Below are 18,482 nucleotides of genomic sequence, written 5' to 3'. Positions count from 1 at the left end.
ACAACCATGAACAGCATTTTGGTCGGCATCATTCCGGTTTTCAGTTACAGCATTGCCTCAATACTGATTTTTAGGGAATTAATCTCCGGTAACCCGCGGCACCTTAACTCCATTCGATTTGCATGGCTGGGAGCCATGGCGCACGGCATTTATACCATTCATATTTTTCAACAATTTAACGGTTTTAATTTCAGCTTTTTTAACGCCGCGGCACTGGTGGCGCTGTTTATCGTCCTGTTGCTGTTGGTTGCGGCACTGGACAAACCTGTTGAAAAACTGGGTATCGCCATTTTTCCGCTGGCGGCCATTTTGCTCGGCCTTGACATCATTTTTCCGGAAAAGAGCCACCCCATCTCGACAGAAAACTGGCGGATGACAATACATATTTTGTCATCGATCACCGCATTCAGCCTGCTCAATATTGCCGCATTGCAGGCCTTACTGTTAGCCATACAAGACCAACAACTACGCAGCCACAACCCTAAACGCCTGATAACGGCGCTACCGCCGCTACAAGCCATGGAAACCCTATTGTTTCAAATGATAGGCACGGGACTTCTTTTCCTGACCGTTTCGTTATTGAGCGGCTTTATTTTCATCGAGGATTTGTTCGCCCAGCATCTAGTACACAAGACGGTACTTTCAATCATCGCCTGGATTATATTTTCAAGCCTGTTAATAGGAAGAATACGCTATGGATGGCGCGGAAACACTGCAATCCGCTGGACGTTGGCGGGGTTTAGTTTGCTTTTGCTGGCTTATTTCGGCAGCAAGCTGGTATTGGAACTTATCCTGAAACGCGTCTAAACGCACGATCGGATCAATAACCTTCGATTGAAATCCGTTTCCCTGATTAAGCGCTAACCGCCCGCTGTTGCCGTCGCTTTGCCCGGAAGCGCAATCAATCCGGGAACATGCCCGGTCAAATTTCAAAACATTGCCGGCGGAATATTGACTCCAGTCTAATTATTTTAATTAACGCCCTTGTCAAGCAACAATTGCTGTTTCAGATTCAGGGCCGGTGCGTAATCGGGCTTTTGCGATAATATAAAATTCAACATCATTTCGCCGCCTTCATAACTCTTGCATTCGATATACAGCATAGCCAATTTAATTTGCACCAGCGTGTCGGCGGGAAACTGACTCACATAAGATCCGTATGTATCGATTGCATCCAGGATGTTACCCTGCAATCGCTGAATTTCGGCAAAATAAGGCAAAAACACCGGGTTCAATTTAGAGAGGCAATCCAGAGCCAGATGCACGTTCCGGACATCATCGTGCTCGATACCGATCCTGGCGACCCGAATCAGGGCATCCTCCAATAAAATATCTCCGCACTCAAGTATTTGTTGATAGGCTATTAAAGCCCGCTCCGGCTCCCCCATCAATTCAGCCAAATAACCATCAATTAAATACCTATAGGGCTGGGCGGCTTGCTGCTGCTCGTGTTTATCCAAACTTGCCAACAAATTATGCAGCTCTTGCGTTTTTTTATGCTTGAATAACAAGCCAGCGCGCTGCCTTACAATAGCCAGATTACTGGCCTGCTTCATTTTTTCTAAGTGCCGGGTATCTTTCTGGTTCAGAATATCTGCAAATTTTCGCTCAAACTCTTCAAATACCGCCGCAACGGGTGCGGAAATCTTCACTTCGGGATGCTTATTGCGCCAGAGCCCGGCCCGACCGAAGCTTTTGTCTTTACGCCATTGTTGGAATAACAACTCGAAATCGGGCTCGGCTTCATTCTCCTGCTGACGGGTAATAACCCTGTCCATGGCATCCTCAATCAACAAAGATAACTTTTTAGCCCCTTCGAAATATGCATCGTAAAAGAGATTACCCAAGCGCCGGGCTTCTTCAAAAGTCCAATCTTCATCTTCAAATGGCCGGACCACTTGCAAGAACTGCCTGATTCCGAATCTTTTCACCAATTTGGAAAAATGCCGGTGTTGCCGTTTAAACTTCTTTTCAATTTGATCGAGCTTTCTTTTATCTTTATAGTTTTCAAGCACGCCTTCGGCATTGTACATGCTGTCGTTTATTTGCCTGGCTTGCTCGGCCAATCGCTGGATCTCTTGAACATGAAACCGCGCTTTGTGCAAATCCGCCAAAATCACATCCAAACTCAGCTCAAGCGACGAATCGCGCAGCCTGGATTCGACCACCTCCCTCGCATCGGCCGCCTCGGCTTCAAGCTTTATTTCTGCCAGGGGAATATATTCGACCCCATCGATTTTAGCCGCGCTTATGGAAGCGTTGATAATCTTGCCGCCCGATAAAACCATCCTCTTGGCCTGCAAGCTCAAATTTTTAATGGCCTGAGCAAAATCATTACCGGTAGGCGCCAAAAATCCGCCATTGGTTTCCACTTGTAACGAGGTCAGATTCAGCTTGGGACCCGCCAACTGTTCATTGCTTCCCTTGGCGTGCGTAAATCCGTCTCGGGTAAAACACAAATCGACCCCGGCCAAAATAACGCGCTTAAACCCCAATTCATGGGCCACACTCAACGCCGAATTGGTTACTGTCGGCCCGGCGCCGCTGAAATTCGCCACGTTCAGATGCGACTCCCAAGGCACGCGCTGCCCAAGATAAAACATCAGACCGGGCCACTGATTCAACAAATCGGGCACCGTGTGATAAGAACAGATAAATACCGTCCGCCCGCCGAAACGCAGCATTTCCTTGCTGATATCAAAACTGATGTCGTGCGGATCCACGGAAAACACGAAGTCCGGCTCAATATCCGCCGCCAACAATTGCCGGGCAATCCTGGAAACCGCGAAAACGATGAATTTACGCCTATGCAACTTGACCCAGGGCAAAGCATCGTCCAACGACGGCCCCCCCGCCAAAATCACCACGGTTTGATCTTTAAAGGCATTCTTCAGCAGCTTGGCCGGCAGTCTATTTTCGGCAATATTTTTAATTTGCCTGTCAATGAATGCCTCTTGACCAATCGCCGCATTGTTATCCCAATTCAATTGCGCCAAGGCGTCAACCACACTCCAACTTAACTCGGCATACTCATTGACAAAGTCATCCTGGGCACAAAACGCATTGAAAGAACGCACCGCATTGATATAGAAATAATCCGAAATCTTAAAACTCCGAACGGCGGCGGACCAATCTTTCAAGCCGATACATAAGATGCGCTCATCATCTACCGCAAGCATGCCATGTTCGTGCAACTGCGCCAAAACCGACTCCGGTTCTATAAACAGATAACGCGCGCCCCTTGGCAATGTTTTATTGCGTAAATATTTAACCAGCAGGCCCGAGTCTGTTCCGACAATCACATGCAAGGTGTTTTCGTTAAACATGGCCTCGCCAAACCTGGTTTCAAACAAGGCCTCCGCACCGAGCTTGTCAAAACCATGACGATTTAAATTGAACAGGAAGCGATCGCCAAACCGGTTAACGGTTATCGGCCCCAGAATATGCGAACTTACCAATTCATCGTTATCGATCATGATTTTATTTTGGATTTTTTTGACAAAATTATTGCAATAAGCGCAATACGCCTTGAGTCGATTGATTTGCCTGCGCCAACATTGCAGTACCCGCCTGCTGCAAAATCTGCGCCCGGCTTAACTGTGCCGTTTCGGCGGCAAAATCGGCATCCATGATTCTAGACCGCGCGGCGCTCTGGTTTTCAATGGACGACTGTAAATTAGCAATGGTCGTGGTAAAACGGTTTTGAATCGCACCCAGGGTAGCGCGAAAATTATCAATTTTCTCAATGGCGGTATCGATATGATTGATCGCCGACATGACGTTGGAAAAAGTCGCGTCGCTGCCTATGGAGGCCAAATCGCCAAACAACTGATTCATGCCGGACATGACTTCAAGGTCGGAGATGGTAATGCTGATCTGATTGTTGGCGCTGGTATTCGGACCCACCTGGAATATCGCCCCGGATAACGATCCATTGAGGATTTTTTTACCGTTGAATTCAGTATTTTCAATAATCCGCTGAATTTCGTTGCCGAGTTGCTTGAACTCGGTCTGCAGTTTCTGACGGTCCTCGGAACTGACGGCACCGAAGTTACCCGCCTGCACCGCCAAGTCGCGCATTCTTTGCAAGGTTTCGGTGATATTTCCCATCCCGGCCTCGGCTGTCTGAGCCATTGAAATACCGTCATTGGCGTTTCGCATCGCGACAGTCATACCACGGATTTGGGATGTCATTCTATCAGCGATAGCCAAACCTGCGGCATCATCCTTGGCACTATTGACCCGCAAACCGGAAGATAATCTTTCCATGGCGGTTTGTAGCGATTCATTGGTTCTGCTTAGCATGCGTTGACTATTCAACGCTGCAATATTGGTATTGATGACCATTGATGATGGCATGACGGTTCTCCCGAAAAGTGATAAATAAAATAGGCTTTATTGCCGCCAATCATTTCTAAACACTTTCCGTGCCAAGCATGTTTATTGTTTATCATCAATAACTTGCACAACCCTCCAGCCGCTTGCCAAAATTTTGACTATCGCTACCAAACCCATGCGGATAAATTAAAACCCTCCACCGGCAAAAATTTGCCGTCGACCGGATCGGTGCCGAAACGCCAACGGCCATAACAAGTTGATCAAGAATACTCCAAGGCTGCCGGCCGCGCCTTTACCGCTTCAACTCCATGATGTTAAAATCCGCCAGCACTCCCCGCGCCGTCGCGGGCGATTCGCGTCAGCGTCGACGCAATATGGCCAGTTTACAAGGCTACGTTTTCACCCCCCGCCTTGCCGAAGTCGCCTGTTTTTTACTGACGGCAACCTGGGGCTGACCGGGCTTGAAGACGCCGTTAATTTTCGATTCCTCTGATTCCAACCCGATGCACAACACCGTTCTTGCAACCCTGTTCCGCCCCGAAATCCTAGCCATGTCGGCTTATCATGTCGCCGACGCCCACAATTTCATCAAACTTGACGCCATGGAAAATCCCCACGGCTGGCCGGCAGACATTCAACAGGCTTGGCTGGAACATTTAAAAGATTGCCCCATGAACCGTTATCCGGATCCCGAGGCTAAAGCGCTATCCGGCGCCTTGCGAGAGAGCAACCTTATCCCTGCCGAATCCGGCCTGCTGCTGGGCAACGGTTCGGATGAAATCATCCAAATTTTGCAGATGGCCCTGCCCGGCAACGCCACGGTGCTGGCACCGGAGCCCGGCTTCGTGATGTACAAGCAAATCGCCCTCGGCCTGGGCTTGCGCTATCAAGGCGTCCCCCTGCTGACCGAGGGCTTCGACCTGGATTTGCCGGCCATGCTGGCTGCTATCGAGTCGTCGAAACCCAGCCTGATTTTTCTGGCCTACCCGAACAACCCTACCGGCAATCTGTTCGACGCCGAAGCCATCAAGACAATACTGGAGGCCGCTCCAGGGCTGGTGGTGGTGGACGAAGCCTATGCGCCGTTTGCCGATGCCAGCTTTATCCGGGAATTGCCCAAGTATCAAAATTTGCTGGTGATGCGCACGGTATCCAAATTGGGGCTGGCGGGCCTGCGACTGGGCTTTCTGGCTGGAGACAGCGCCATTCTGGATCAGTTGCACAAGGTCCGTCTGCCATACAACATCAACTGTCTGACGCAAATCACCGCTCATTTCGCTCTGACGCATCAAGACTTTCTGTTGGCGCAAACCAGCGATATTCGCCAACAACGTAGCGAAGTCATGGCGGCACTGCAAACCATGGATGCCGTAAAAGCCTACCCCAGCGCGGCGAATTTCATTCTGTTCAAAACCCTGGCCCGCGCCGCCGACGAGGTATTTATCTCGCTGAAAAACCAAGGCGTTCTGATCAAAAACCTCTCTCCCCAGGGCGGGGTATTGCATAACTGCTTGCGGGTCACGATCGGCAAGCGGGAAGAAAACCAGGCTTTTCTGACCGCCTTGCACAGCGCCCTGCAAAACTCCTCGTAGCGCCGCACGGCTTGAATAGCCTAGTCTCGCCCGCAATAACGCTTTCATAAACCCGGATCAGTAAGGTATATTTGCGGGAAAATTATAATAATCGATGTGTATCACACGCATCATCTCTCATCAGGAGTGTTACATATGAACCTTGAAGGCGTCGATACATCCAAGCGCCAGTTCCTAACCTCGGCCCTGTCGGTGGTTGGAGCCGTGGGAGCGGGTTACCTGGCCGTCCCTTTTCTTTCCCAAATGCAACCCAGCGCCAAGGCCATGGCCGCCGGCGCTCCGGTTGAAGTGGACCTCGGCAAGATGGAACCCGGTCAATTAATCAGAGTAGCTTGGCGCGGCAAACCGGTTTGGGTGCTCAACCGCACCCCCGAAGTCATATCCACCTTGTCCACTCTGGACAGCAAACTGGCCGATCCGATGTCCAACGAATCCAGCCAGCCCGAATACAGTAAAAATGCCCTGCGTTCCATCAAACCGGAAATCTTCGTCGCCGTCGGCCTTTGCACGCACCTGGGTTGTTCTCCGACTTTCCGTCCGGAAATAGCTCCCAGCGACTTGGGGCCGGACTGGAAGGGCGGTTTTTTCTGCCCCTGCCACGGCTCCTGGTTCGACTTGGCGGGCCGCGTGTACCGCGGCGTACCCGCTCCCACCAATCTCGAGGTTCCTCCCTACCGCTATGTTAAGGATACCTTGATCATCGTCGGCGAAGACACAGAGGCACCCACAGCATGAAAGACAGAATGAACAAATGCAGCAACTGGCTGCTGGAACGCTTCCCGATCTCGGATTTGTGGAACGAACACATGGCGCATTATTACGCGCCGAAAAATTTCAACATCTGGTACTTTTTCGGCTCGCTGGCCCTGTTCGTACTGGTCAACCAGTTCATCACCGGCATTCTGTTGACGATGAATTATAAACCGGACGCCAAACTGGCCTTCGACTCGGTCGAATACATCATGCGCGACGTCAACTGGGGCTGGCTGGTGCGTTATATGCATTCCACAGGCGCCTCGGCCTTTTTCATCGTGGTCTATCTGCACATGTTCCGCGGTTTGGTTTATGGCTCGTTCAAACAACCGCGCGAGCTGATCTGGATCTTCGGCATGCTGATTTTCGTCTGCCTGATGGCGGAAGCCTTCATGGGCTATCTGCTGCCTTGGGGTCAGATGTCCTATTGGGGCGCGCAGGTAATCATTTCCCTGTTCAGCGCCATTCCGGTAGTCGGCGACGAATTATCCTTGTGGATACGCGGCGACTATGTGGTATCCGACGCCACCCTGAATCGCTTCTTCGCTTTTCACGTCATCGCGGTACCTCTGGTACTGTTGATCCTGGTATTTCTGCATATCGTGGCCTTGCACGAAGTCGGCTCCAACAATCCGGACGGCATCGAAATCAAAAAAAGCTTGAACTGGAAGGGACACCCGATAGACGGCATTCCGTTTCATCCTTATTACACCGTCAAGGACTTGGTGGGCGTCGGCGTATTCATGTTCTTCTTCGCCGTGGTGATTTTTTACATGCCGGAAATGGGCGGCTTCTTCCTGGAGCACGCCAACTTCATCCCCGCCGACCCGCTAAAAACCCCGGAACATATCGCTCCGGTCTGGTACTTCACGCCGTTTTACGCCATCTTGCGCGCGGTCCCCGACAAATTCGCCGGCGTCATCGCCATGGGCGGCGCCATCGTGGTGTTGTTCATGCTGCCTTGGCTGGATCGCAGCCCGGTGAAGTCCATCCGCTATCGCGGCGGCATATTCAAAAAAGCCGTGTTGTTGTTCGTAATCGCCTTTATCGGCCTGGGTTACCTGGGCACCCAACCCGCCACGCCGGGAGCAACCACCTTGGCGCGAGTATTGACCGCGGTTTATTTCGGCTTTTTCCTGCTGATGCCCTTGTATACCCGTTGGGAAAAGACCAAACCGGTGCCCGAGCGCTTAACCGAACATCCCACGCTGGAAGAGCGAATTCCGCAACTTAAAGCCTTGGTCGACGAAATCGTGGCCGTCGAAACGGCGCCGGGCCCGATGGGCGCAACCATCGTAAAAAGAAGGCCGAATTATGCCGGCATCCAAGCCGTGCTGATTCGTTTCGCCAAAAACCTGAAAAAGAGCCTGGATTAAGCCATGAAAAAGATACTCTACACTCTTTTATTCTTGCTGCCCTTAAGCGTATCGGCCAGCGGCGGCATCAAACTGGAATCGGCCGACATCGATTTGTCCGATAGCGCTTCGCTGGAACGCGGCGCCCACCATTATGTGACCTATTGCCTGGGCTGCCATTCGGCCAAGCACATTCGCTACAAACGCATAGCAATGGATCTGAAACTGGACGAAGCCGAGATTTTGAAAAACGTCGCGCCCTTGGGCGCGGGCATTTACGACCAAATGCATTCGGCCATGAACGGCCATGACGCGGAAAAATGGTTCGGCACCACGCCGCCGGATTTGTCGCTGATTGCCCGTTCGCGCGGAGCCGACTGGCTTTACAGCTATCTAAAGGGCTTTTATAGCGAACCCGGCAAACCCACCGGCGTCAATAACGCCGTATTCAAGGATGTGGCCATGCCCAACGTATTCTGGCAACAACAAGGCACTCAGGAAGCCGTGATCAAAACCGTTGGCGGCCAGGAGGTCATAACCGAGCTGAAACTGGTGGAAGCAGGCCAGTTATCGGCAAAAGAGTTCGATCGCATGGTCAACGACCTAGTCAATTTCCTGGTCTATGTCGGCGAACCGGTACAACTGGAAAGACAGCAAATGGGCAAATACGTATTGTTCTTCATCCTGATGTTCATCGTACTGGCTTACCTGCTGAAAAAGGAATACTGGAAGGACGTTCACTAAGCGTTATCCAGGGGCGGCCCGGCGCCGCCCCGCTCTGTTTTCACGCCGTTTGGCGCGTACCGCCTCCCCCCAAATCCATGATTAACCATGGTACAATCCGCCCCGTTTTGAACCCTGTTTATTTAAGAGGTTAGTCTGCGTGGCAAACATTACCAGCCGAAAATCCGCAATGATTCTGTTCTCAACCGCGAACTGCATTATGAGTCACTGCGCTCGCCTCGTTGTGCATGAAAAAGGCGTCCCCGCCGACATTGAATTTTTCGAACCGAACGAGCCGCCCGAAGACTTGCTGGAAATAAACCCCTACGGCAACTCACCCACTTTTGTGGAGCGAGACTTGGTGTTATACGACGCCCGCATCATCATGGAATATCTGGACGAGCGCTTCCCCCACCCGGCCCTGCACCAAATGGACCCGGTCTCGCGCGCCAATGCCAGAATGCGCATCAAAGTCATCGATAATGAATGGTATCCCTTGCTGGAGGAAGTGCAAATTCACGGAGACAAAAAAGCCGCCAAAGCCAAGAAACAACTCAAGGAAAGCCTGCTGGCCGCCGCGCCGGCGTTCGAAGCCACTCCCTATTTCTGCAGCGAAGAGTATTCATTGATCGATTGCGCCATGGCGCCATTTCTTTGGCGACTGCCCAGTATCGGTATCGACATCACTTGCCTCGGCCGTGGCATCACCGCTTATGCCAACCGCCTGTTCTCCCGCAAAGCGTTTCAGGACAGCCTGACCCGCGAAGAAAAAGACCTGATGCCGTTAAACAAATGACGCCGCTTAAACCCTATCTGATCCGCTCCATCTACGAATGGATCACCGACAACAACCTGACCCCTCATCTGCTGGTCAACGCGGAATATCCCGGCGTCAACCTGCCGGCCGATTTTGTCGAAAACGGCCGCATTGTGCTGAATATCCGCCCGGCGGCCATCCAAGGCCTGGTGCTGGGAAATGACGAAATCCAGTTCAACGCCCGCTTTTCCGGCAAACCGATGCGCATCAACGCCCCCACCCAAGCGATTCTGGCCATTTTCGCCAAGGAAAACGGCCGGGGCATGGTGTTCGACCCGGAAGAGGACGCCGGCGACGACAATCCTACTCCGCCCGAGCCCGACAACCCGCCACCCAGGCCGCAATTGCGGGTGGTTAAATAATACCCGGCTTTTGGGGGCACTCGGGTCGCCGCCGTAAAGACACCGGCAAACCATTGCGATAGAATGCGGCCATCATTAATCGGCGGGAGAGCGGCGATGACACACGATATGCAAGCAGCCATGTCCGAAGAGGCTATCCTCGACCGGCTACGGACCGAATTACCGCATTGGTATTATGAAAACGGCTGGATACGCCGCAAAATCAAAACCAGCGGCTGGAAGGCAACCCTGATGGTAGTCAATACCGTCGGACATTTGGCGGAAAAAGCTTGGCACCATCCCGACCTGACCGTCTCCTACGCTTTCGTGATCGTCAAACTGGTTACCCATTCCGCCAAGGGCGTGACGGAAAAAGATTTCGCCCTGGCCAAAAAAATCGAGGACGTGGTGCTGTGGGATGCCGCCGCCGAGTCCGCCGGCGTCTTTGAAGGCACGCCGGACGATCCCCGTTTCAAATACATCAAACATGACCGAGGACAGCAACATGACTGAAATCACCGAGGTGCCCAGCCCGTTTTGCGGCATCGGTACCGACGATTTGGCCATCCATATCGACGGCGTGTCGCTCAAGGTGACCGCAAACGGCTGCGCCGTCAACAGCCCCGCCTTCGAACTGCCCATCGTCGACACCGCGCCGCGCGTCGCCGGCCAAGCGGTCGATTTGGCAACCGCGGTCGCCAAGGCCGCCGAATTGCTGCGCAACACCCAACAACCCGTGATCGGCGGTTGCGCAACCGACGTCAACGGCATGCGGGCCTTGCTAGCCCTGGCCGACAAAGTCGGCGCGGTGGCCGATACCGGTAATTTCAACATTGCCCGCCGTAACTTGCTAGCCATGCAGGATGCGGGCTGGATGAACACTACATTGGCGGAAATCAAGAACCGTTGCGATTTGCTGCTGATCATCGGTACCGTACCGGAAGGTTTCGCGCCGCGCTTCTTCGAACGCTACCTGTGGACCGAAGATGCCATGTATCTGTCTGACACTTCCGTCCGCGAAGTCATTTATTTGGGCAAAACGCCATGCGGCGATGCGTCTACCTCGCCGTCCGGCAAGAAAGCCCAAGCGTTGGCATGCGCCGACGCCGAACTACCCGATGTGGTGGCGGTGTTGTCGGCCCTGATCAAGAAACAACCGTTACAGGCGCAAAGCGTGGGCGGCATCACCGTCGACGACTTACAAGCCGTCGCCGAGAAATTGCGGACCGCCAAATACAGTGTCGTGCTGTGGGGTGCCGGCACGCTGGCTTACGATCACGCCGAACTCACCGTGCAAACCATCTGCAACATCGTCAAGGACATCAACCTGCAAGGTACCCGTTGTTCCGGCTTTCCGTTGGGCGGCAAGGAAGGCGATCAAACCGCCAACCAGGTTTGCGGCTGGACCACCGGCTACCCGGCGAGGGTCAATTTTGCCAAGGGTTATCCGGAGTACGACCCGTTTTTGTACGACAGCCATACGATGCTGACTAACGGCGAAGCAGACGCCCTGCTCTGGGTGCAGGCTTTCAATGCCAATGCCAAGCCGCCTCTTACCGAATTGCCAAGCATCATCCTCGGCCGCTCCGGCATGAGCTTCGATAAGGAACCCGATGTGTTCATTCCGGTCGGCACCCCCGGTATCGATCATGCCGGTCACGCCTATCGTCTCGACAACGTGGTGGCGATACGCCTGAAAAAACTCAGAGACTCCGGCCTGCCCAGCACCGCCGAAGTGCTGCATGCCATCGAACAAGCCCTTTAGGAAACCGACATGCTGATCAAACTTACAGGCGGCACCGTTTACGACCCGGCCAGCGGCATCGACGGCCAACAACAAGACATTTTCATTCAAGACGGCCGCATCGTCGATGCGCCGACGGACGGCAGACCGGTCGACAAGGAATACGATCTGCGCGGCAAGGTGGTGATGTCCGGCGCCATCGACATGCATACCCACATCGGCGGCGGCAAGGGCAACATCGCCCGCACCCTGCTGCCGGAAGACCACCGCGCCGATCCGGTGCACCGCACGCAGTTGACCCGCTCCGGCACCGGTCACGCCATGCCCAGCACTTATGTCGCCGGCTACCGTTACGCCGAAATGGGCTACACCGCCTGCTTCGAACCCGCCGTATTGCCGGTCAACGCCCGTCAGGCGCATATGGAAATGGGCGACACGCCCATCGTCGACAAGGGCGGCTACGTGATGTTGGGCAGCGACGATTTTCTGCTACGCATGCTGACCGCCAACAAAGACCAGAAGGCCATCAACGATTACGTAGCTTGGACTTTGAATGCCGCCAAGGGCATAGGTATCAAAGTAGTGAATGCCGGCGGCATCAACGCCTTCAAATTCAATCAGCGCAAACTGGATCTGGACGAGCAAAACAGCCATTACGCCGTCACTCCCCGGCAAATCCTGCAAACCCTGGCTAAGGCCGTGCTGGAACTGGGCATCACCCATCCTCTGCACGTGCACGGTTGCAACCTAGGCGTGCCGGGCAACGTCGATACCACCTTGAACACCATTCAAGGCGTGGAAGGCTTACCGATGCATTTGACCCACATCCAGTTTCATAGCTACGGCACCGAAGGCGATTTCAAATTCTCCTCCGGCGCCGCACAGATTGCCGAAGCCATCAATAACAACAAAAACATCACCGCCGACGTCGGCCAGATTCTGTTCGGTCAAACCGTCACTGCCTCCGGCGACAACATGCGCCAACACGCCAACCACCGCTTCGCCAGCCCCAACAAATGGGTGTGCATGGACATCGAATGCGATGCCGGTTGCGGTGTGGTGCCATTTAAATATAAAGACCAAAACTTCGTTAACGCCTTGCAGTGGGCGATTGGCCTGGAAATCTTCCTGCTGGTCGAAGACCCTTGGCGCATCTTCCTGACTACCGACCACCCCAACGGCGCGCCGTTCACCAGCTACCCACACTTGATCAGATTGCTGATGGACCGCAGTTTCCGCAACGACATGCTGGCGACCATCCATCCGGAAGCGCAGAAAATGACCACGCTGGCATCCATCGAGCGCGAATATACATTGAACGAAATTGCCATCATGACCCGCGCCGGCGCGGCCCGCATCATAGGCTTGAAAGATCGCGGCGCACTCAGCGCCGGTAATTGGGCGGACATCACCGTCTACACCGAAAACGCCGATAGACAGGCCATGTTCAGCAAGCCCGATTACGTATTCAAGGATGGCGAACTGGTAGTTCAAAACGGTGAAGTAGTGAAAGTCACTTGGGGCACGACTCACATCGTCAAACCCGATTACGATCTATCCATCGAAAAAGATCTCAAACCTTATTTCGACAAATACCTGACCATGAAACTCGGCAACTTTAAAATCAGCGATGATGAGATCAGCGAAGATGGGCGCGGCAGTTTGACGGCGCATCCGTTAAGGGGCGTGGCGTAATAACCACGCTGCCATTCGAAAATGAATTGATCAAATCGTAGGCCGGGATAAGCCGATAGGCGTTCCCGGCGAAACTTGCCGGAAACGCTTACGCTTATTCCGGCCTACATGGCTAATCGGAGCGGGCTAACTCAAGGAAAAGAACTCGTAGGTCCGATTAGCAAAGCGTAATCGGACGAATGAATCAACGGTAATTGGCGGATCGCCTAACGGCATCCGCCCTACAAAGCACAATCAGTTTTCGGTGTGAGTTACAACATGACATTAGCGGAACAAATCTATCAAACAGTTAAGCCGTTACCCGAGGCGGTTGCACAGGAGATATTGGATTTTGCTTTGTTCTTGCGCCAACGTGAAGAAAATTCCGAATGGCAAAATTTGATGCTGGCTCAATCGAGCGCATTGGCTGATTGGAATAATGAAGAAAACGAAGTGTGGAACGATGTACCAGCCCTCTGAGGATATAGACTGATGCCAGTTATTTCCTATTTTTTTGGCATTTATATCAGGATGTATCACGATGACCACAACCCGCCGCATTTTCACGCCGAGTACCAAGGTCATCAGGCGTTAATTGTGATCGAAAACGGCGAAATATTGGAAGGCCATTTGCCGAATAAAGCCTTAAGACTGATCAGAGAATGGACTAAAGATCATCAGGAAGAATTAATGGCGGATTGGCATTTAGCCATTCAACTAAAACCGTTGCAGCGTATAGCCGGAGCCGACAATGATTAAAATCGTCAAAGCCGAATATCTCGAACATAAAATCATCCGTTTATGGTTTTCCGATCAAACCGTTGGCGATTACGATTTGCAGCCCTTGCTGGATAAACAAACCGAGTTAGTTACCCCACTGCAAGATGAAGTTTACTTTAAACAATTCTTTTTGGAGCTAGGGGCGTTATGCTGGAAAAATGGTTTGGAGCTAAGCCCTGGAAATATTCATAACAAACTGAGACAGCAAGGTAAGTTGCAAACTGATTTAAAAGCCGCTTGAGTTTATCAATCTGTCAAAGTGGCAACCGTATTCAACCGCAAGCATTAAACTTCCTGACGTTAGTCTAGCCATCACATTACGGTAAGAACATTGAACCATGAGTACCAACCATGATTATTAACGGCGTAACCATAGATAAAACCTTTGCCGAAGCCTTTCCGATGAAGGCGACGCGGGCCATCATCACCGCTCAGAACGAAAAATGGGCGATGATTTCCGCGCAAGCCATGACCGGCTTCGCCACCTCGGTGATTGCCTGCGGCTGCGAGGCCGGCATCGAACGGGTGCTGAGCCCGAACGAAACCCCTGATGGCCGGCCCGGCGTCGCCATCATGATTTACGCGATGGGCGGTAAAGGTCTGGCGAAGCAATTGGAAACCCGCGCCGGACAATGCGTATTAACCTCGCCCACGTCTGCGTTGTTTGCCGGCATCGAAGGCGGCAAGCCGATTCCACTAGGTAAAAACTTACGTTACTTTGGCGACGGTTTTCAGATCGCCAAAAAAATCGGCGGCAAGCGCTATTGGCGGGTGCCGGTGATGGACGGCGAATTTTTGACCGAAGCCACCACCGGCATGGTCGATGCGGTCGGCGGCGGCAACTTTCTGGTGCTGGCGGAATCGCAACCGCAAGCCCTGGCAGCCTGCGAAGCGGCGATAGAAGAAATGCGCAAGATTCCGAATGTGATCATGCCTTTCCCCGGCGGCGTGGTGCGCTCCGGCTCCAAGGTAGGCTCCAAATACAAGTCCTTGGGCGCATCCACCAATGACGCGTTTTGTCCGACCTTGAAAGGCGTCACTAAAACCGATTTGTCGCCGGAAATCGAATCGGTGATGGAAATCGTCATCGATGGTTTATCCAAGGAAGACATCGACAGAGCCATGCGGGTCGGTATTCAAGCGGTTTGCGACTTGGGCGCGGCCAACGGCATCAAACGCATCAGCGCCGGCAATTACGGCGGCAAACTGGGACCGTTCCACTTTCATTTGCAGGAGATCATGGCATGAGCGCCTTAACTTTTACGCTGAAACAGCCCACGGCGCAGCGCGTTGATATGTCGCCGTTGGTTTGCCAAAAGTTGCAAGGGCTGGATGTCGACGCCATTGCCGCCATCGAACTGCAAAACGGTAAAAGCCGTCCGCGCGTCGATGAACTGTTTTACATCACCGGTATGAATACCCAGGAAATCATCATTGCCAATTCGACCAACAAACTGGATTTTATCGGCAAGGAACTCGACGGCGGCAGCATCAGCGTGCAAGGCGATGCCGGCGCTTACCTAGGCATGCAGATGAAGGCCGGCAGTATTACTGTCAGCGGCGATGCGGGCTTATACGCGGCCTGCGAAATGAAAAACGGCCTAGTGCAAATCGACGGCAATGCCGGCGACTTTCTAGGCGGCGCCTTGCCCGGCAACAAACAAGGCATGAAGGGCGGCATCGTGCTGGTGAAAGGCAACGTCGGCCAACGCGCCGGCGACCACATGCGCCGCGGCCAAATTTTGATCGAAGGCAATGCCGGCGATTATTGCGGCTCCCGCATGCTGGCCGGCACCATCGCCGTAATGGGCAACACCGGCCGTTATCTCGGTTACGCGATGCGCCGAGGCACTCTATTATTGTGGAATCAGCCGCAACTGTCCGCCACCTTTAACGATTGCGGCTCGCATACCCTGGCATTTCTGCCGATACTGTTCGCCTCGTTCAAGTCGCTGAACTCCCGCTTTGCCGAAAGCGCGGTTGCGTTCAACCGCGTGCAACGCTACGGCGGCGACATGGCGGAAACCGGACGCGGCGAGGTTTTGGTCCGAATATAAGATGTCTTGGCAAAAATATATCCCCACGGACATTGCCGATCTTTATGAGATTCACGACTACAGACACGCAGCGGCAATTTTGAAAAACGAATTTCCCGTGGAATTCGAAGAAATTTGCTCGGCATTACGCGCGTTTCGCCTGACTGAGCAAAATGTGCGCGATCCAGGCGGTAGCGAAAGTGCAATCCCCAAGCGATATTCCGACATTCTACGGCCCATGGGCTGGATGGAAAAGAAACTGAATGTCAAGGTCATTGTCGATGAGCATGAATTTGCGCATGACAGTCACTACGTAGACTATCTGAAAGGCCGGGTTGCCTTCGATCTTGAATGGAACAGCAAAGACCAAACATACGACAGGGATCTTTATGCATTCCGCGCCTTCTTTGAATACGACAAAATCAGTGTTGGCGTGCTTGCAACCAGAAGCAATGATCTCGAGACATGGTTTAAAGAGCTTGGTATTTATAGTAACGTTCATGAAGGCCTGGCGATCGCCCCGGCAAATGAAAGTAGTGCAGCTGGGTACGGTTCCTCGCCGGACAGGACGCCGTAAATACGTCCGTGTAGGCTCGACGGCAGCATCCTTGCTGCCGACGCCTGTCCAACAAGCAACCGTACCCGCCCGATTTTTTACTTTCAGAGTAAACTACGGCGCGAGCACTACACAAATGGGAAAATTACTTCCAAGACTTGCGGTCGGGCGCAATGGTGGCTGTCCTGTTCTTGTGTTTGGTATAACCACCAAATTGATTGAAAAGCTATAAGCCATGAAAAATGATACAGCGCCTTCCGCAAGCGAGGACTTTTTAAGGTTTGTTGAAGGAAAAAAATATTCAACCATCCTGGCGGATCCTCCTTGGCAATTTCAAAATCGCACCGGCAAGATGGCACCGGAACATAAAAGGCTTGCCAGATATCCGACCTTGACGCTTGATGAAATCAAAAAAATACCCGTGGCTTCCGCAAGCGAGGACACGGCACATCTGTATTTGTGGGTTCCGAACGCCCTGTTGGCGGAAGGCCTTCAAGTCATGGAAAGCAGGGGTTTTACCTATAAAACCAATTTGATCTGGTACAAAATCAGAAAAGATGGCGGCCAGGATCGGCGCGGGATCGGTTTCTACTTCAGAAATGTCACCGAAATGATCTTGTTTGGCGTTCGAGGCAAAAACGCCCGCACATTACCTCCTGGCAGAAGCCAGGAAAACATCATATCCAGCCAAAAAAGGGAACACAGCAGAAAGCCGGATGAGCAATATTCTCTCATTGAATCATGTAGCAATGGCCCTTATCTGGAAATGTTTGCCCGAGGTAACCGGCCTAACTGGAGCTCATGGGGAAATCAGGCGGACGAATATGCGCCGACCTGGGATACCTATTCAAATCATTCACAATCCAATAATATTGCCCGGGATTTAATTCAGATTTCTCTGCTTTGATGATAGAGCGGGGAAACGCGGCAAGAAATGACTAGCGTACTATCAATCACCAACCACGACCGAGACATAGCCGGATTGAAATACATCTACCCGGTCATCTCCCGTCGGGCGGGCGGCTTGTCGATTGGAGTTAACTTCAATACCAACAACGCCTGCAACTGGCGCTGCATTTATTGCCAGGTGCCGAATCTGCAACGCGGCGCGGCGCCGGTCATGGACTTGGCCTTGCTGGAAGAAGAACTGCGCTTCTTTTTGCATTATGTTCAACAAGGCGACTTCCTTGAACAATTCGATCTGACGCCGGAACAGCGCATTATCAGGGATATTGCCATCTCCGGTAACGGCGAACCCACCAGTCTGGCAAATTTCGAACAGGCAGTAGAATTAATCGGCCAGATTGCCGTTGAAACCGGCATATTTCCAGGTAGCCACTTTGTCTTGATCACCAACGGCAGTTTGATGCATCAGCCATCGACACAAGCAGGCTTAAAGCAGTTGGCCCGTTTCGGCGGCGAGGTTTGGTTCAAACTGGACAGTGCTACGGAGCAGGGTCGCAAACGGATCAATAACTCGGTTCAAAGCCAACGGAAGTTGCTGGAGAATTTGCAAACCGCCAGCAGGCTATGCCCGACCAAACTGCAAACCTGCGTGCTGCATTTTGGCCAACAAACCTGGACCGAGGAGGAAAAACAGGCCTATCTGCAACTGCTGCAAACCATCAGGGCACGGCAAATCAAGATAGAAAAAGTGATGCTGTACACCATAGCCAGGCCATCGTTTCAACCCGAGGCCGCACAGCTGATTAAGGCCGAGGTGACGGAAATAAATATGCTGGCGGCCGACATCGAAGCCATGGGCTTCGATGT

General features: G+C 52.6%; 21 protein-coding genes. 19 read left to right on the top strand and 2 right to left on the bottom strand.

From position 1 onward, the window contains the following. Positions 1-6 precede the first annotated feature (6 nt). On the top strand, positions 7-807 hold the full coding sequence (locus NP590_RS18590; RefSeq protein ID WP_256604186.1) for a cytochrome C assembly family protein: 801 nt from the start codon (positions 7-9) through the stop codon (positions 805-807). A gap of 164 nt (positions 808-971) precedes the next feature. Here NP590_RS18590 and NP590_RS18585 read toward each other — a convergent pair whose 3' ends face one another. Beyond that, on the bottom strand, positions 972-3,476 hold the full coding sequence (locus NP590_RS18585; RefSeq protein WP_256604185.1) for a 6-hydroxymethylpterin diphosphokinase MptE-like protein: 2,505 nt from the start codon (positions 3,474-3,476) through the stop codon (positions 972-974). Positions 3,477-3,504: 28 nt separating this feature from the next. Beyond that, on the bottom strand, positions 3,505-4,359 hold the full coding sequence (locus NP590_RS18580) for a flagellin N-terminal helical domain-containing protein (protein ID WP_256604184.1): 855 nt from the start codon (positions 4,357-4,359) through the stop codon (positions 3,505-3,507). Positions 4,360-4,841: 482 nt separating this feature from the next. Between NP590_RS18580 and hisC the strand changes: the two genes are divergently transcribed. From hisC to NP590_RS18490, 18 genes are all read left to right on the top strand, one after another. Then, positions 4,842-5,930: a histidinol-phosphate transaminase gene (gene hisC / locus NP590_RS18575; RefSeq protein WP_256604183.1), complete on the top strand. Its 1,089-nt coding sequence runs from the start codon at positions 4,842-4,844 to the stop codon at positions 5,928-5,930. A 135-nt stretch (positions 5,931-6,065) separates the two neighbouring features. Continuing rightward, positions 6,066-6,665, top strand: a complete 600-nt coding sequence (gene petA / locus NP590_RS18570) for a ubiquinol-cytochrome c reductase iron-sulfur subunit (protein ID WP_256604181.1) — start codon at positions 6,066-6,068, stop codon at positions 6,663-6,665. After that, positions 6,662-8,059 carry a cytochrome b gene (locus NP590_RS18565; protein WP_256604178.1) on the top strand — a complete coding sequence of 466 codons (1,398 nt, stop codon included), beginning with the start codon at positions 6,662-6,664 and terminating at the stop codon, positions 8,057-8,059. Before petA ends, NP590_RS18565 begins: the two co-directional genes overlap by 4 nt. Positions 8,060-8,062: 3 nt before the next feature. Then, positions 8,063-8,782, top strand: a complete 720-nt coding sequence (locus tag NP590_RS18560; protein ID WP_256604176.1) for a cytochrome c1 — start codon at positions 8,063-8,065, stop codon at positions 8,780-8,782. Between the two features lie 169 nt (positions 8,783-8,951). Continuing rightward, positions 8,952-9,557, top strand: coding sequence for a glutathione S-transferase N-terminal domain-containing protein (locus tag NP590_RS18555; RefSeq protein ID WP_256604200.1), 606 nt, complete (start codon positions 8,952-8,954; stop codon positions 9,555-9,557). Next, positions 9,554-9,940, top strand: a complete 387-nt coding sequence (locus NP590_RS18550) for a ClpXP protease specificity-enhancing factor (RefSeq protein WP_256604174.1) — start codon at positions 9,554-9,556, stop codon at positions 9,938-9,940. Before NP590_RS18555 ends, NP590_RS18550 begins: the two co-directional genes overlap by 4 nt. A gap of 96 nt (positions 9,941-10,036) precedes the next feature. Continuing rightward, complete coding sequence (locus NP590_RS18545) at positions 10,037-10,432, top strand: 4a-hydroxytetrahydrobiopterin dehydratase (protein WP_256604173.1); 396 nt, start codon at positions 10,037-10,039, stop codon at positions 10,430-10,432. After that, the gene (locus tag NP590_RS18540) at positions 10,425-11,684 is read left to right on the top strand and encodes a formylmethanofuran dehydrogenase subunit B (protein WP_256604172.1); all 1,260 of its coding nucleotides are present in this window, start codon (positions 10,425-10,427) and stop codon (positions 11,682-11,684) included. The genes NP590_RS18545 and NP590_RS18540 overlap by 8 nt, the downstream gene beginning before the upstream one ends. A 9-nt stretch (positions 11,685-11,693) precedes the next feature. After that, positions 11,694-13,358 carry a formylmethanofuran dehydrogenase subunit A gene (locus tag NP590_RS18535; RefSeq protein WP_256604171.1) on the top strand — a complete coding sequence of 555 codons (1,665 nt, stop codon included), beginning with the start codon at positions 11,694-11,696 and terminating at the stop codon, positions 13,356-13,358. Between the two features lie 258 nt (positions 13,359-13,616). Continuing rightward, entirely contained in the window at positions 13,617-13,817 is a 201-nt protein-coding gene (locus tag NP590_RS18530) for a DUF2281 domain-containing protein (RefSeq protein ID WP_256604170.1), read from the top strand. Positions 13,818-13,829: 12 nt separating this feature from the next. Beyond that, positions 13,830-14,096: a DUF4160 domain-containing protein gene (locus tag NP590_RS18525; protein ID WP_256604169.1), complete on the top strand. Its 267-nt coding sequence runs from the start codon at positions 13,830-13,832 to the stop codon at positions 14,094-14,096. Further along, on the top strand, positions 14,089-14,358 hold the full coding sequence (locus NP590_RS18520; RefSeq protein ID WP_256604168.1) for a DUF2442 domain-containing protein: 270 nt from the start codon (positions 14,089-14,091) through the stop codon (positions 14,356-14,358). The genes NP590_RS18525 and NP590_RS18520 overlap by 8 nt, the downstream gene beginning before the upstream one ends. A 110-nt stretch (positions 14,359-14,468) precedes the next feature. Further along, positions 14,469-15,365: a formylmethanofuran--tetrahydromethanopterin N-formyltransferase gene (fhcD, locus tag NP590_RS18515; RefSeq protein WP_256604167.1), complete on the top strand. Its 897-nt coding sequence runs from the start codon at positions 14,469-14,471 to the stop codon at positions 15,363-15,365. Beyond that, a complete protein-coding gene (locus NP590_RS18510) occupies positions 15,362-16,174 on the top strand; it encodes a formylmethanofuran dehydrogenase subunit C (RefSeq protein WP_256604166.1) in 813 nt (270 codons plus the stop codon). The genes fhcD and NP590_RS18510 overlap by 4 nt, the downstream gene beginning before the upstream one ends. Position 16,175: 1 nt before the next feature. Then, positions 16,176-16,730, top strand: coding sequence for a BglII/BstYI family type II restriction endonuclease (locus tag NP590_RS18505; RefSeq protein ID WP_256604165.1), 555 nt, complete (start codon positions 16,176-16,178; stop codon positions 16,728-16,730). Beyond that, on the top strand, positions 16,654-16,941 hold the full coding sequence (locus NP590_RS18500) for a BglII/BstYI family type II restriction endonuclease (RefSeq protein WP_371927330.1): 288 nt from the start codon (positions 16,654-16,656) through the stop codon (positions 16,939-16,941). Before NP590_RS18505 ends, NP590_RS18500 begins: the two co-directional genes overlap by 77 nt. Before the next feature lie 3 nt (positions 16,942-16,944). Further along, complete coding sequence (locus NP590_RS18495) at positions 16,945-17,616, top strand: MT-A70 family methyltransferase (protein WP_256604163.1); 672 nt, start codon at positions 16,945-16,947, stop codon at positions 17,614-17,616. Between the two features lie 27 nt (positions 17,617-17,643). Then, positions 17,644-18,482, top strand: an 839-nt coding sequence (locus tag NP590_RS18490) for a radical SAM protein (protein ID WP_256604162.1), incomplete at its 3' end; no start/stop codon positions are given.

Origin of the sequence: Methylomonas subterranea, from assembly GCF_024505185.1 — a bacterium.
Lineage (GTDB): Bacteria > Pseudomonadota > Gammaproteobacteria > Methylococcales > Methylomonadaceae > Methylomonas > Methylomonas subterranea.
Note: the sequence above shows the minus strand (reverse complement) of the source record. Positions and strands in the feature narration are given on the sequence as shown.

Excerpts from the sequence above, each read along its gene's own strand:
- petA (WP_256604181.1), top strand. The coding sequence starts at position 6,066 with ATGAACCTTGAAGGCGTCGATACATCCAAGCGCCAGTTCCTAACCTCG.
- NP590_RS18535 (WP_256604171.1), top strand. The coding sequence starts at position 11,694 with ATGCTGATCAAACTTACAGGCGGCACCGTTTACGACCCGGCCAGCGGC.
- NP590_RS18550 (WP_256604174.1), top strand. The coding sequence starts at position 9,554 with ATGACGCCGCTTAAACCCTATCTGATCCGCTCCATCTACGAATGGATC.
- NP590_RS18580 (WP_256604184.1), bottom strand. The coding sequence starts at position 4,359 with ATGCCATCATCAATGGTCATCAATACCAATATTGCAGCGTTGAATAGT.
- NP590_RS18590 (WP_256604186.1), top strand. The coding sequence starts at position 7 with ATGAACAGCATTTTGGTCGGCATCATTCCGGTTTTCAGTTACAGCATT.
- NP590_RS18560 (WP_256604176.1), top strand. The coding sequence starts at position 8,063 with ATGAAAAAGATACTCTACACTCTTTTATTCTTGCTGCCCTTAAGCGTA.
- NP590_RS18525 (WP_256604169.1), top strand. The coding sequence starts at position 13,830 with ATGCCAGTTATTTCCTATTTTTTTGGCATTTATATCAGGATGTATCAC.
- NP590_RS18555 (WP_256604200.1), top strand. The coding sequence starts at position 8,952 with ATGATTCTGTTCTCAACCGCGAACTGCATTATGAGTCACTGCGCTCGC.
- NP590_RS18585 (WP_256604185.1), bottom strand. The coding sequence starts at position 3,476 with ATGATCGATAACGATGAATTGGTAAGTTCGCATATTCTGGGGCCGATA.
- NP590_RS18520 (WP_256604168.1), top strand. The coding sequence starts at position 14,089 with ATGATTAAAATCGTCAAAGCCGAATATCTCGAACATAAAATCATCCGT.
- fhcD (WP_256604167.1), top strand. The coding sequence starts at position 14,469 with ATGATTATTAACGGCGTAACCATAGATAAAACCTTTGCCGAAGCCTTT.
- hisC (WP_256604183.1), top strand. The coding sequence starts at position 4,842 with ATGCACAACACCGTTCTTGCAACCCTGTTCCGCCCCGAAATCCTAGCC.
- NP590_RS18540 (WP_256604172.1), top strand. The coding sequence starts at position 10,425 with ATGACTGAAATCACCGAGGTGCCCAGCCCGTTTTGCGGCATCGGTACC.
- NP590_RS18495 (WP_256604163.1), top strand. The coding sequence starts at position 16,945 with ATGAAAAATGATACAGCGCCTTCCGCAAGCGAGGACTTTTTAAGGTTT.
- NP590_RS18510 (WP_256604166.1), top strand. The coding sequence starts at position 15,362 with ATGAGCGCCTTAACTTTTACGCTGAAACAGCCCACGGCGCAGCGCGTT.
- NP590_RS18500 (WP_371927330.1), top strand. The coding sequence starts at position 16,654 with ATGAAGGCCTGGCGATCGCCCCGGCAAATGAAAGTAGTGCAGCTGGGT.
- NP590_RS18545 (WP_256604173.1), top strand. The coding sequence starts at position 10,037 with ATGACACACGATATGCAAGCAGCCATGTCCGAAGAGGCTATCCTCGAC.
- NP590_RS18505 (WP_256604165.1), top strand. The coding sequence starts at position 16,176 with ATGTCTTGGCAAAAATATATCCCCACGGACATTGCCGATCTTTATGAG.
- NP590_RS18530 (WP_256604170.1), top strand. The coding sequence starts at position 13,617 with ATGACATTAGCGGAACAAATCTATCAAACAGTTAAGCCGTTACCCGAG.
- NP590_RS18565 (WP_256604178.1), top strand. The coding sequence starts at position 6,662 with ATGAAAGACAGAATGAACAAATGCAGCAACTGGCTGCTGGAACGCTTC.